At 72.9% G+C, this 12,089-nt stretch carries 12 protein-coding genes and 1 rRNA gene; 7 read left to right on the top strand and 6 right to left on the bottom strand.

Annotation, left to right across the window (positions count from 1 at the left end; all coding sequences use genetic code 11):
* Position 1 precedes the first annotated feature (1 nt).
* Positions 2-859, bottom strand: a complete 858-nt coding sequence (locus AL2_RS33390) for a DUF3027 domain-containing protein (protein ID WP_067640826.1) — start codon at positions 857-859, stop codon at positions 2-4.
* A 161-nt stretch (positions 860-1,020) separates the two neighbouring features.
* Between AL2_RS33390 and AL2_RS33385 the strand changes: the two genes are divergently transcribed.
* Positions 1,021-2,418, top strand: coding sequence for an MFS transporter (locus tag AL2_RS33385; protein WP_083947163.1), 1,398 nt, complete (start codon positions 1,021-1,023; stop codon positions 2,416-2,418).
* Positions 2,419-2,428: 10 nt separating this feature from the next.
* On the opposite strand, the gene AL2_RS39920 is transcribed toward AL2_RS33385, so the two are convergent.
* Both AL2_RS39920 and AL2_RS33375 read right to left on the bottom strand, forming a co-directional pair.
* The gene (locus AL2_RS39920; protein WP_067640824.1) at positions 2,429-2,824 is read right to left on the bottom strand and encodes a cold-shock protein; all 396 of its coding nucleotides are present in this window, start codon (positions 2,822-2,824) and stop codon (positions 2,429-2,431) included.
* 159 nt (positions 2,825-2,983) lie between these two features.
* The gene (locus AL2_RS33375) at positions 2,984-3,625 is read right to left on the bottom strand and encodes an HAD family hydrolase (RefSeq protein WP_067640822.1); all 642 of its coding nucleotides are present in this window, start codon (positions 3,623-3,625) and stop codon (positions 2,984-2,986) included.
* Between the two features lie 230 nt (positions 3,626-3,855).
* On the opposite strand from AL2_RS33375, the gene AL2_RS33370 reads away from it, so the two are divergent.
* Complete coding sequence (locus AL2_RS33370) at positions 3,856-4,311, top strand: hypothetical protein (RefSeq protein ID WP_067640820.1); 456 nt, start codon at positions 3,856-3,858, stop codon at positions 4,309-4,311.
* Positions 4,312-4,361: 50 nt separating this feature from the next.
* Here AL2_RS33370 and AL2_RS33365 read toward each other — a convergent pair whose 3' ends face one another.
* Positions 4,362-4,844, bottom strand: coding sequence for a hypothetical protein (locus AL2_RS33365; RefSeq protein ID WP_067640818.1), 483 nt, complete (start codon positions 4,842-4,844; stop codon positions 4,362-4,364).
* Positions 4,845-5,014: 170 nt separating this feature from the next.
* Between AL2_RS33365 and AL2_RS33360 the strand changes: the two genes are divergently transcribed.
* The 4 genes from AL2_RS33360 (at position 5,015) to AL2_RS33345 (ending at position 10,511) form a co-directional block, all read left to right on the top strand.
* On the top strand, positions 5,015-5,632 hold the full coding sequence (locus AL2_RS33360) for a TetR/AcrR family transcriptional regulator (protein ID WP_067640816.1): 618 nt from the start codon (positions 5,015-5,017) through the stop codon (positions 5,630-5,632).
* Positions 5,633-5,740: 108 nt separating this feature from the next.
* Positions 5,741-8,107, top strand: coding sequence for a helicase-associated domain-containing protein (locus AL2_RS33355; RefSeq protein WP_067640814.1), 2,367 nt, complete (start codon positions 5,741-5,743; stop codon positions 8,105-8,107).
* A gap of 97 nt (positions 8,108-8,204) precedes the next feature.
* Entirely contained in the window at positions 8,205-8,606 is a 402-nt protein-coding gene (locus AL2_RS33350; protein WP_067640812.1) for a DUF4190 domain-containing protein, read from the top strand.
* Between the two features lie 252 nt (positions 8,607-8,858).
* Entirely contained in the window at positions 8,859-10,511 is a 1,653-nt protein-coding gene (locus tag AL2_RS33345; RefSeq protein WP_067640810.1) for a DNA repair helicase XPB, read from the top strand.
* A 67-nt stretch (positions 10,512-10,578) separates the two neighbouring features.
* Here AL2_RS33345 and AL2_RS33340 read toward each other — a convergent pair whose 3' ends face one another.
* Entirely contained in the window at positions 10,579-11,148 is a 570-nt protein-coding gene (locus tag AL2_RS33340) for a TetR/AcrR family transcriptional regulator (protein WP_067640808.1), read from the bottom strand.
* Between the two features lie 73 nt (positions 11,149-11,221).
* Here AL2_RS33340 and AL2_RS33335 point away from each other — a divergent pair, with 73 nt between their 5' ends.
* Positions 11,222-11,719, top strand: a complete 498-nt coding sequence (locus AL2_RS33335) for an FBP domain-containing protein (RefSeq protein ID WP_067640806.1) — start codon at positions 11,222-11,224, stop codon at positions 11,717-11,719.
* Between the two features lie 124 nt (positions 11,720-11,843).
* On the opposite strand, the gene rrf is transcribed toward AL2_RS33335, so the two are convergent.
* Positions 11,844-11,960: ribosomal RNA gene (gene rrf, locus AL2_RS33330) — 5S ribosomal RNA — on the bottom strand.
* Positions 11,961-12,089 lie beyond the last annotated feature (129 nt).

The raw sequence follows: 12,089 nt of genomic DNA, 5'->3' as shown, positions 1-12,089 counted from the left end.
GTCAGCTGTGACCGAGAGCCTCGTCGTCCAGGGACGCCGTGTCCTCGTCTTCGGCGGGGACGACGTCGTAGCGCAGCTCGTCGATCACCGGCGGGTTGTGCTCGGACGCGGCCGGGATCGAGACCGCCTCGGAGTGGGCGCCGCAGCCGTGGTCGGCGGAGACCACCCGGCCGTCGTCGGGCGCGTACTCGTTGGCGCAGACCCCGAAGACCTGCCGCAGATCGCCCGCCAGGCCGACGAAGAAGCCGCAGGTGGAGCACTGGGCGGGCGCGGACGCGGCGATGGGCGCGCGAGGCCCGGCGACGCCCTCGTACCAGCGGGTCGCCGCCTCGTCGCGGCCCTCGCGGGACAGCACCCGGACGCGGCCGAGCCCGAGCTCCCACTGCGCCTCGCGGTCGGTGGAGTCGTCGACCTGGGTGAACCCGGGGGCGAGCCGGACGTCGTCGGGCGCGGTCGGCAGCAGATCGCCGGGACCGAGGTCGCCGGGGCGCAGCCGCTCCAGCCACGGCACCCACGGCGGCGCGAGCAGCGCCTCGTCGCCGGGCAGCAGGACGCACTCGCTCACCGTCACGTTCTTCGCGCGCGAGGCCCGCGTGACGGTGACCGCCCAGCGCCAGCCCCGGTAGCCGGGGTCGAGGCACTCGAAGTAGTGCGTGACCACGCGGTCGGCATCGGGCTGGAGGCCGAGGTGCTCGCCGACACCCAGCGGATGGGCGGTGTCCGCGGCGGCCCCGCGGGCGAGGTCGACGGCCTCGGCGCAGGCGGTGTCTACGGCGGGCGTGCGGGTCCGGCGGAGGGGACCGGACGTGGTGCGCGCGGCGGCGGGACGCGCGGGGCTGGACTGGCGCTGTGGGCTCACACCTCAATTCTCGCCCATGGGAGGACGTGACCGGACACGCGGCCGGGCGGCCGGGCCGAGGTGAGCCTTCATTCCGGCGGGGAACGTACCCTCAAGCGAACGACTCCGATGGCCGTGCCCCGGTGACGAGCCGGACCGGCCGCTGGGAGAGACCAGGGCGCATGGCAGTACGGGCAAGGGTCGGGCAGTCCCTGCGCGCCGCCGCCGCGCGTACGGCGCGGGCGGGCCGCGGCGCGCGCTCGGCCGTGCTCGGGACGGGCCGGCTCACCCGCCGCGTCACGCACGCGCAGGGCGCCGGACGCAGCGGCCTCGGCAGCCTGATCGAGGCGTCCGCGTTCAACTCCGCCGGCGACGCCATGGTCACGGTCGCGCTCGCCGGGACGCTGTTCTTCGGCCTGGACGTCAACCAGGCGCGCGGCCAGATCGCCCTCTACCTCGTCGTCACGATGGCGCCGTTCGCGCTGGTCGCGCCGCTGATCGGCCCGGCGCTGGACCGGGCCCGGCACGTCCGCCGGTACGCGATCGCGAGCACGTTCGTGATGCGGGCGCTGCTGTGCTGGGCGATGGCGGGCGCCCTCCCGCACGGCGACCAGGTCACGTTCCTGCCCGCCGCGTTCGGCGTGCTGGTGCTGTCCAAGGCGTTCGGGGTGCTGCGGGCGGCGGTCACCCCGCGCGTCCTGCCGGACGAGATCACGCTCGTGACGGCCAACGCGCGCGCCTCGTTCGCGGGGCTCATCGCGGCGTCGATCACCGCGCCCGTCGCGGCGGGCCTGGCCGTCCTCATCGGGGCGGGCTGGGTGCTCCGCATCGGCACGGTGGTGTTCCTGCTCGGCGTCGTGTTCACCATGCGGCTGCCGGGCCACATCGACGTCCCCGAGGAGCGGGCGGAGCCGGGAACGGCCACCGCGCAGGCGCGCCGATGGCGGGCGCTGCCGCGCGTCGGGCCCGTCGTCGCGGAGGCGATGGAGGCCAACGCGGTGCTGCGCGCGTTCTCCGGCTTCCTGATCATCTACCTGGCGTTCCTGCTGCGGCAGGAGCGGTTCGACCCGGTGTCCCACCACGTCGCGCTCGGTCTGCTGGCGGCGTGCGCGGGCGCCGGCGGGCTGATCGGCACCGCGCTCGGCGCCTGGATGAAGGCGCGGGCGCCCCGGTTCATCGTGTCCGCGACGCTGGCCGCCGTCACCGGCGTGACGGCGGCGGGCGCCGCGTTCTTCGGGCTGTGGGCGGCCCTCGCCGTGGCGACCGCGGCCGGACTCGGCCAGGTGCTCGGCAAGCTGTCCATGGACGCGGTCGTGCAGCACGAGATCGGCGAGGAGATGCGCTCGTCCACGTTCGCGGTGTCGGAGACGCTGCACCAGCTCAGCTGGGTGCTGGGCGGCCTGCTCGGCCTCGGCATGTCGATCGTCGCGGACGGCCGCGTCGCGCTCGCGACCGTCGCGGCGGCGCTCGCCGCCGCCTTCGGACTGCTGGTGTCCCGCCAGGCCGGGACGCGCCGCCGCAGCCGCCGCCCGGCCCCGCCCACGACGGTCAAGGACGCGCACCCGGAGATGCGCGCCTGACCCCGGTCGGTCAGGGGGACAGGTCGTCCGCGACCGCCCGCAGCACGGTGGCGATCTTCTTGGCCTCCGCCGGGGACGGGTGCTTGCCGCGCCGGTAGGTGTTGGAGATGTCGTCCAGCAGCTTGATGAGGTCCTCGGTGATCACGACCATCTCGTCCGGCTTCTTGCGCCGCTGCTTGGCGATGGTCTTCTCGACGGACGGCAGCGACTCCAGCACCCGGACCTGGAGGGCCTGCTGGCCGCGGCGCCCCTCGACCACGCCGAACTCGATGCGCTGGCCCGGCCGCAGCGTCGTGACGCCGCCCGGCAGCGCCGATGAGTGCACGAAGACCTCCCCGCCGTCATCGCGGGTGAGGAAGCCGAACCCCTTGTCGGAGTCGTACCACTTGACCTTGCCAGTCGGCACCGGAGACCTCGTTCGGTAATCGTCCTGAAATCGCCCCCAAGATTAGTGCCTCGCCGCGGGCCGGTGAACATGCCGGGTACCCGCTGCGACGCCTGCGGGGCAACGCCTCAGACGCTATCCGGGACGTCGCGCGACGGCACCCGGATATCGCCTCGCAGCTCAGGCTGCCCCGAATCCGCCGAGCCACGCCGGGAAGGCCAGCAGGTCGGGCAGGACGACGTCCGCGCCGTAGGCGGCGAGGGCCGCGGAATCGAACGCGCCGGTCGCGACGGCCACCGCCACCGCCTCCGCGGCCCGCGCCGCGTCCACGTCGCCGGTGTGGTCCCCGATGTAGGCGCCGGCGCCGTGCTCGCGCAGCGCCGCGCCCTTGTCGGCGCCGAACAGCCCGCCCACCACGGCGTCCGCCCGCAGCCCGAGGAACCGGACGGTCCGCTCGGTGTCGGCCTGGTTCTTGCCCGACACGACGACCACGCGCCCGCCCCTGGCCCGCACCGCGTCCAGCGCCGCGACGGCGCCCGGCATGAGGACGGTCGCCGGGATCGCGATGCCCGGGTAGATCGCCCGGTACCGGGCGGCCATGGCCGGCACCTCGGCCGCCGGGAACCAGTGGGCCAGCTCCTCCTCCAGCGGCGGGCCGATGCGCCCCACCACGACCTCGGTGTCGATCGGGACGCCCGTCTCCGCGGCGAGGGCGGCGTACACGGCGCCGATCGCGGCGCGCGTGTCGGCAAGGGTCAGATCAAGGTCGAAACCGACGGCGAACCCGGCGCCGGACGAAGCGGGAGGAACGAGATCAAGCACGTCCCACAGGGTAAGGGTCTGGACACAGGAAAGGACCCGCGCTCTCCTGGTAGTGGCGATGCGACGGGATCCGAGTAGGAGAGCACGGGACCGTGATTCGGATATACCCGAGCCCTCGACCACAAACCAGCTGACCAGGGAAAGCACAGTCCCCGAACACCCCACCCCGACCCCAAGGACGATCACCCCCGTCCGCCGCCCGCACAGCCCCCCGGTGAAAGAGGCCGCACATGGCAGACAACCCCGACCGGCCGCCCGACCAGGCCGCCCCCGCGCATGAGCACGCACACGAGCACGCGCCGGAGCGCACGCATGAGCACGCCATGACCCGCACGGAGCCGGGCGGCGAGCACCGCGCCCCGCGCGCCCGGCGGCCGTTCACGGCCCGCGCGGCCGGGGCCCGCCGCCGCGCCGTCGGCGCGCTCGCCACCACGGTGTCCGTCGTGACCACGGTCGTCGTGCTGGTCCTGGCCGTGCACATCGTCTTCGTCGCGTTCGAGGCCAACACGGCGAACGACCTCGTCCGCTGGTTCGGGGACAGGGCCACCGACCTGTGCTGGCAGTTCAAGGACGTCTTCCAGCCCGCGAGCCACAAGACGGAGGTCGCCGTCAACTACGGCCTGGCCGGCCTCGTCTACCTGGTGATCGGCCGGATCGTCGTCGGCCTCGTCCGCCGCCTGGCCTAGCCCCGGCGCGGCCTAGCCTCGGCCTAGCCTCGGCCTAGCCTCGGCGCGGCCTAGTCCCGGCCGGGGAAGCGGACGTCCTCGAACGGCCAGGCCGTCGTCATCCACTGGCGGACGAACGCCTCCAACTCCTTCTCCAGGACGGAGTTCTCCTCGTCCGCGCGGACCCAGAACACCACGACGGCGTCCGCGCCCGCCTCGTCGGACGGGGCCACATGGATGCGGCCGAGCTGCCGCTCCCCGTCCGGCGTGATCACCACGTAGCTGAACGAGCGCCGCAGCTGCCCCTGCTTCTGCAGCCACGCGACGTCGATCAGGGCCTGCTCGAAGGTGAACTCGCTGTCGGGCCAGCCCCACTCGGGCCCGAACCGGCCGGCCAGCCGGTCCAGGCTGCCGATCACGGCGCCGTAGTCCTTCACCACGTCGTGCACGGTGATCGGGCGGATCTGGAAGTCGGGCCCCGCCACCAGCGTGGGCACCACGAAGTCCTCGGGCAGGAACGCCCCGCCCGCCGCCTTCCGCGGAGACTTGAACATCGTCGACCTTTCCGGCGACGCCCCTTCCGGCGACGGGGCGTGCGGCATCGAACTCTAGTCGTCCGGGGCCCCGGACGAGACGCATCACGAATTCGGGCGTGCCGCGCGGCCGGGGGCGGCGGCTCGCGGCCCCAACATGCCTTAGTGTTCTTCCGGAGGAACTCATCACCATGACGCCACCCACGCGGGACCGCATCGTCTCCGAGTCGCTCCGGCTGTTCGCCGACCGGGGCTACGCGGCGACGTCGGTCGCGGAGATCGAGGCCGCGGCGGGGCTGTCCCCCGGCGCCGGCGGCCTCTACCGGCACTTCCGGTCGAAGGAGGAGGTGCTCGCCTCCGGCATCCGCGAGCACATCGAGCGGACCCGCCGGCAGATCAGCGACGTCCTCAGCCAGGCGACCGTCTTCGAGGACCGCCCGCTGGAGATCCGGCTGCGGATGACCTGCCAGGCCGGCCTCGCGAAGATGCGCGAGGAGCAGGACCTCATCCGGGTGCTGTTCCGCGACCTCGACCAGTTCCCGAACCTCGTCGCGGAGATGCGCGAGGGCATCGTCAACCCGCTGTACGACGGGATCTCGACCTGGCTGGCCGCCCAGCCCGAGTTCGAGGGCTCCGACGAGGACTGGCCCGCGATCGCCTCGATCCTCGGCGGCGCGGTGGTGAACTACTGGCTGGCGAACGAGTCGATGTACGAGCCTCCGACCCGCATCGACGAGAAGCGGTTCGTGGAGAGCTGGGCGCGGCTCGGTCTCGGGCTGGTGCACCTGGAGCGCACACCCGCCACCTGACCTGCGGCACCCCGGTACCCCCGCCGGCTTCGGGCACGCCCCGCGGGCTCCTACCCTGGGGACTGCGCATGCCGCGGCGTGCACGCGACATAAGGTTGGGGTACGGCTATGGACACGTATGCGGACTGGCTCCGCGCGCGAGGCGACGACGAGCTGCGCGCGCTGCTGTCCGCGCGTCCGGAGTTGCTCGCCCCCGTCCCCGCCGACCTGACCGCGCTCGCCGCCCGCGCCGCGACGCCCGCCGCCGTGTCCCGCGCCCTCGACCGGCTGGACCGCTTCACGCTCGCCGTCCTCGAATCCCTCCTCGTCCTCGCCGACCCGACGCCGGACGCGCTCGCCGCGGGCGTCGGCGCGACGCCGGCGCAGGTCGGGGAGGCGCTCGGCACGCTGCGCCGCTACGGGCTGGTCTGGGGCGACGGCACGCCGGCCACGGCGCCCGGCGTCCGGCAGGGGCTGCCGCATCCGGCCGCGCTCGGACCGCCCGTCCGGGAGGTCTTCGCGGGCTACCCGGTCGAGCGGCTCACCGACCTGCTCACCGATCTGGAGGGCGAGGCGCCGCGCGGGTTCCCCGACGCCGCGCGCCTCCTGCACCGGCTCGCCGAACTGCTGGCGGAGCCGGCGGCGCTCATCGACGACGCGGGCCCCGAGGCGACGGCCGCCCTCGACCAACTGGCGTGGGGGCCGCCCGTCGGACGGGTCGCCGACGCGCGCCGTCCCGTCCGGATCAGCACCGCCACCACCCCCATCGAGCGGCTCCTCGCCCGCGGCCTCCTCGCCGCCGAGGACGACCGCACGGTCACCCTGCCCCGCGAGGTCGCGCTGCATCTGCGCGCCGGCCGCCTCTTCCGGGACGTCCCCGCCGAACCGCCGCCGCTGCCGTCCCGGGCCGGGGAGCCGCGCGCCGAGGACGTCGTGGTCCGCGCCGCCGCGGGCGAGGCCGCGGGCGCCGTCCGGCTCATCGAGGAACTCCTGGAGCGCTGGGGCCTCGAACCGCCGCCCGTCCTGCGCAGCGGCGGCCTCGCCGTCCGCGACCTGCGCACCGCCGCGACGCTGCTGGACGTCCCGGAGTGGAAGGCGGCGCTGCTCGCCGAGACCGCCTACGCCGCCGGGCTGCTCACCCGCAGCGGCGACCTCGACGGCGAATGGCTGCCCACCCCCGCCTACGACCTGTGGCTGATGCGCGACACCGCCGGCCGCTGGACGGAGCTGGCGCGCGGCTGGCTGAAGTCCGACCGCGCCGCCGGCCTCGCCGGGGAACGCGACGACCGGGACCGGCTGATCAACGCGCTCAGCGAGGCGATGGTGCGGTCCAGCGCCCCCGCCACCCGCCGCGAGATCCTGGACGTCCTCGCCGGCGCCGGGCGCGGCGCCCTCGTCGACGAGGAGGCGCTGCGCACCCGGCTCGGCTGGCTGCGGCCCCGCCGCGGCGGCCCGACCCGCGAACGGCTCCTCGCCTGGACGCTGCGCGAGGCCGCCGCGCTCGGCCTCACCGGGTTCGGCGAACTCGTTCCCTTCGCCCGCGACCTCCTCGCCGGCGACGACCCCGAACCCGCCCTGGAGAAGTACCTCCCGGCGCCCGTCGACGAGATCCTCCTCCAGGCCGACCTGACCGCGGTCGCGCCCGGACCGCTGGTCACCGACCTCGCCCGCGAACTCGCGCTCGCCGCCGACGTCGAGTCCACCGGCGGCGCCACCGTCTACCGGTTCACGCCCGAGTCCGTCCGCCGCGCCCTGGACGCCGGGCGCTCCGCCGCCGACGTCACCGACCTGCTGACCCGGCACTCCGCGACGCCGCTGCCGCAGCCGCTCACCTACCTCATCGACGACGTGGCGCGGCGGCACGGGCATCTGCGCGTCGGGGCCCTGTCGTCGTACGTCCGCACCGACTCCGCCGCGACGCTGGACGAGATCCTCGCCGACCGGCGGGCGGAGCCGCTGCGGCTGCACCGGCTCGCGCCGACCGTCCTCGCGTCCGGGCTGCAGCGCGCCGACCTGCTCGACGCCCTGCGCGCCATGGGCCTCGCCCCGGTCGCCGAGGCCCCCGGCGGCGGCGTGATCGTGACTCGGCCGGACGCGCAGCGCGCCGACCCGCCGCCGACCGCCGAGATCGTCCGGCTCCGCCCGGGCGCCCGCGCCGACGCCTCGATGGTCTCCGCCGCGGTGCGCGCGCTGCGGGCCGGCGACGAGGCGTCCCGGCACGGCGCCGAGCACGCCCGGCAGGCGCCGGCCGGGGAGCCGCCGCGCTCGCCCGCGATGGCCACCATCGAGCGGCTCCGCGCCGCCGTCGAACGCGGCGGACGCGTCTGGATCGGCTACCTCGACCAGCAGGGCCAGGCGTCCAGCCGCATCGTGGCACCCGTCCGCGTCGAGGGCGGATTCCTCACCGGCTACGACGCCACCCGCGCCGCCGTGCACCGCTTCGCACTGCACCGCATCACCGGCGTCTCCGAACTGGACGACGACCCCGCGACCTAGCCGGCGAAAGTGATCTTCTGGGCGAAATGGAACCCCCTCGGCGTTCCAGAAGTCCTAGTCTTATAGATCACATCTGGCGTGCGGAGGAGGCCCGTTCGTGAGCGGATACGGCGGCAACCCGCCCGGCTGGCAGGACCCCTACGGGCCGCAGGGCTGGGGCGGATCACCGTATCCCGGGGCCCCGCAACCTCCCGGCTATGCCTACGGGCCGCCGGGCGTGCCCGTCCGCCAGACGAGCAGCGGCTCCACCACCGCCTGCCTCGTCTGCAACATCGCCAGCGTCCTGCTGTGCTGCGGCATCCTCGGCATCCCGGGCGCCATCGTGTCCGCGATCGCGATGGGCCGCGTCCACACCGACCCCGAGTCGGCCCGCAAGCTGACGATCGCGGGCTGGATCCTGTTCGCCCTGTCGATCATCAGCGGGATCGTCATCGGCATCATCTACGTCATCGTCGTGATCAACTCCGACTCCGGCTACGACTCGACCTCCGGCATCTAACCCCGACCACCGCAGACCGGCGCGAAGCGCACGGCACCCGCGCAGACCGCGAGGCACACGCGGATCGCAGGCCGGCGCAGCGGCCCCGGGTGCCGGGTGGGTCAGGAGACTCGGGAAGAGCGGGGCGGCCGCGGTCGTTGAAGCATGCGTTCCCGTCCGGATCGCACGGCACGCCGCCGCGCTGGGGTAGCGTGCGGCAACGGGTGTCCGGACGTGGCATCGATCATCGACATCGCGACGGGGGCTTCTGCTTTGACCGACGGTCCGCTCATCGTCCAGTCCGACAAGACACTGCTGCTGGAGGTCGACCACGATCTGGCCGGTGCCTGCCGCAAGGACATCGCCCCGTTCGCCGAGCTGGAACGGGCGCCCGAGCACGTCCACACGTACCGGGTGACGCCGCTCGCGCTGTGGAACGCCCGCGCCGCCGGCCACGACGCCGAGCAGGTCGTCGACACTCTGATCAGGTACTCCCGCTATCCCGTCCCGCACGCCCTCCTGGTGGACGTCGCCGACACGATGGCGCGGTACGGGCGGCTGCGGCTGGAGAAGGACCCCGTGCACGGGCTCGTCCTGTCGTCCTCCGACCGGTCGGTGCTGGAGGAGGTCCTGCGGGCGAAGAAGATCAAAGGCATGCTCGGGGACCGGGTCGGCGACGACATCGTCGCCGTCCACCCGAGCGAGCGCGGCGCGCTCAAGCAGGCCCTGCTCAAGCTCGGCTGGCCCGCCGAGGACCTCGCCGGCTACGTGGACGGCGAGGCCCACGCCATCTCCCTCGTCCAGGACGGCTGGGAGCTGCGCTCCTACCAGGACGAGGCGACGTCCGCGTTCTGGCACGGCGGCTCCGGTGTCGTCGTCCTGCCGTGCGGCGCCGGCAAGACCATCGTCGGCGCCGCCGCCATGGCCCGCGCGCAGGCGACCACGCTGATCCTCGTGACCAACACCGTGTCGGCGCACCAGTGGAAGCAGGAGCTGCTCCGCCGCACGTCCCTCACCGAGGACGAGATCGGCGAGTACACCGGCACGAAGAAGGAGATCCGGCCGGTCACCATCGCCACCTACCAGATCATGACGACCCGCCGGAAGGGCGCCTACGCGCACCTGGAGCTCTTCGACGCCCGCGACTGGGGCCTGGTCGTCTACGACGAGGTGCACCTGCTGCCCGCGCCGATCTTCCGCATGACCGCGGACCTGCAGGCGCGACGCCGGCTCGGCCTCACCGCCACCCTCGTCCGCGAGGACGGCCGCGAAGGCGACGTGTTCTCCCTGATCGGCCCCAAGCGCTACGACGCCCCCTGGAAGGACATGGAGTCCCAGGGCTGGATCGCGCCCGCCGACTGCGTCGAGGTCCGCGTCACCCTCACCGACTCCGAACGCCTCGCCTACGCGACCGCCGAACCCGAGGAGCGCTACCGCTTCTGCGCCACGACCGACACCAAGACCAAGCTCATCAAGGCACTGGTCGACCGGCACCAAGGCGAGCAGACACTCGTGATCGGCCAGTACATCGACCAGCTGGACGAACTGGGCGCCCTCCTGGACGCCCCGGTCATCAAGGGCGAGACCCGCATCCGCGAACGGGAGCGCCTCTTCGACGCGTTCCGCTCCGGCGAGATCAGCGTCCTGGTGGTGTCGAAGGTGGCGAACTTCTCCATCGATCTACCCGAGGCGTCCGTTGCCGTCCAGGTGTCGGGTGCCTACGGTTCGCGCCAGGAAGAGGCCCAGCGCCTGGGACGACTCCTGCGCCCCAAGGCGTCCGGCAGCGGAGCCCGCTTCTACGCCGTAGTCGCCCGCGACACCCTCGACCAGGACTACGCCGCCCACCGGCAGCGCTTTCTGGCCGAACAGGGCTACGCCTACCGCATAGTCGACGCCGACACCGTTCTGGCCGGTAAGGACTTCTAGCCACTCCAAGCGTCGCCGCCGCCGTCGTGCCGGCGACCACGAGGCAATGTCGCGGTTGCCTCAGGCGTCAGGCCGGGGGCCAGTTCTTGAGGGCGGCGTCGAGGGCGTCCAGGGTCCGGTGCCAGGAGGCCTCCACGTCGCGTGGGTGGTGCTGGAAAGCACCCGCGGTCTCCAGGCTGACATAACCGTGGAACACGCTGCCCAGCATGCGTACGGCGTCCGTCTGGTCGGGCTCGGACAGCTCGTAGCCGCGCAGGATCGCTCGCGTCATCTCCGCGTGCCGTCCCGCCGCGCTCGCGAGCGCGGTGTCCAGGTCCAGCTCCATCCGAGCCGCCGCGTACCGGCCCGGATGCCGCTTGGCGTAGTTCCGGTACGCGCCTGCGAACGCCACCAGCGCGTCCTTCCCCGCGCGTCCGGCGATCGCGGCGGCGACCTCGTCGTCCAGCTCGGCCAGCGCGAGCACCGCCACCCGTGTCTTCAGGTCGTGCGCGTTCTTGATGTGCGAGTACAGGCTGGCTTCCTTGACCCCGAACTGGCGCGCCAGCGCTGCGACGGTCACCTTGTCGAAGCCCACCTCGTCCGCCAGCTCGGCAGCCGCCGTGGTGAGACGCTCGACGGTCACTCCTGCACGAACCATGGGTCCCTTCCTGTTTGCCTACGACATCTAACCATTTGCCTAAGCTACTTAGGAAGAACTAGCCTCGCTGCTCATGAAACCCATGACCGAACGCGACGTACGCACGTCCTTCGTCAACTGCTCCAAGGGCGAGGCCAAGCGCCTGGACCTGCCCAAGGACTTCACCGACCTGCCGTGGGACGACCTGGATTTCCTGGGCTGGCAAGATCCCGGCGCACCCGGACGCGCCTACCTCGTCGCCGAACGCGACGACCGCCTTGTCGGTCTCTCGCTGCGCGTCGCCTCCGGCGCGTCCCGCGGCTTCACTTCGCGCAGCATGTGCTCGCTGTGCCTGACCACGCGGACGGGCGGCGGGGTCGCCTTGATGACCGCGCGCCGAACCGGTGAGGCCGGCCGCCAGGGAAACTCGGTCGGGCAGTATCTGTGCGGCGATCTGGACTGCTCGCTCTACGTTCGCGGCAAGAAGCAATCCGTCGCGGGTGGTGGGCTCGATGAATCGCTGACTCTGGAGGAGAAGGTCGCCCGTGCCCATGCGAACCTGCACGCGTTTCTGGACAAGGTGATCCGGTGAGGGTTCTCTTGACCCCGCGCACGTTTCCACCGAATCGGTCGCGGGCCGGCAGGAGAACCACACTTTCGGACCCCTTGAATGAGAAAGGGCCCCGCCGTGTCGGCGGGGCCCTTCCGTAATAAGAGTCCGGCGGTGTCCTACTCTCCCACACAGTCTCCCATGCAGTACCATCGGCGCTGAAGGGCTTAACTTCCGGGTTCGGGATGGGACCGGGTGTTTCCCCTTCGCCAAAACCACCGAACGCCTCAACGCACCACCCCCACACGCGGCGGGGTGGGCAAGTCGACGTCCGAGCAACCAGGCTCGGTATCCTTTTATGCACTACGGGTGCCCAGGTTGTTTCCTGGGAACCACACAGGGACGCGAACAA

The sequence above is a fragment of the Actinomadura latina NBRC 106108 genome (assembly GCF_001552195.1).
Lineage (GTDB): Bacteria > Actinomycetota > Actinomycetes > Streptosporangiales > Streptosporangiaceae > Spirillospora > Spirillospora latina.
The sequence above is the reverse complement of the archived record's forward strand: the minus strand, read 5'-3'. Positions and strand labels throughout refer to the sequence as shown.

What these genes read in the sequence shown, in the direction of transcription:
- AL2_RS33360 (WP_067640816.1), top strand. Translation starts at nt 5,015, where the DNA reads ATGACGCCACCCACGCGGGACCGCATCGTCTCCGAGTCGCTCCGGCTG.
- AL2_RS33370 (WP_067640820.1), top strand. Translation starts at nt 3,856, where the DNA reads ATGGCAGACAACCCCGACCGGCCGCCCGACCAGGCCGCCCCCGCGCAT.
- AL2_RS33340 (WP_067640808.1), bottom strand. Translation starts at nt 11,148, where the DNA reads ATGGTTCGTGCAGGAGTGACCGTCGAGCGTCTCACCACGGCGGCTGCC.
- AL2_RS33385 (WP_083947163.1), top strand. Translation starts at nt 1,021, where the DNA reads ATGGCAGTACGGGCAAGGGTCGGGCAGTCCCTGCGCGCCGCCGCCGCG.
- AL2_RS33355 (WP_067640814.1), top strand. Translation starts at nt 5,741, where the DNA reads ATGGACACGTATGCGGACTGGCTCCGCGCGCGAGGCGACGACGAGCTG.
- AL2_RS33365 (WP_067640818.1), bottom strand. Translation starts at nt 4,844, where the DNA reads ATGTTCAAGTCTCCGCGGAAGGCGGCGGGCGGGGCGTTCCTGCCCGAG.
- AL2_RS33335 (WP_067640806.1), top strand. Translation starts at nt 11,222, where the DNA reads ATGAAACCCATGACCGAACGCGACGTACGCACGTCCTTCGTCAACTGC.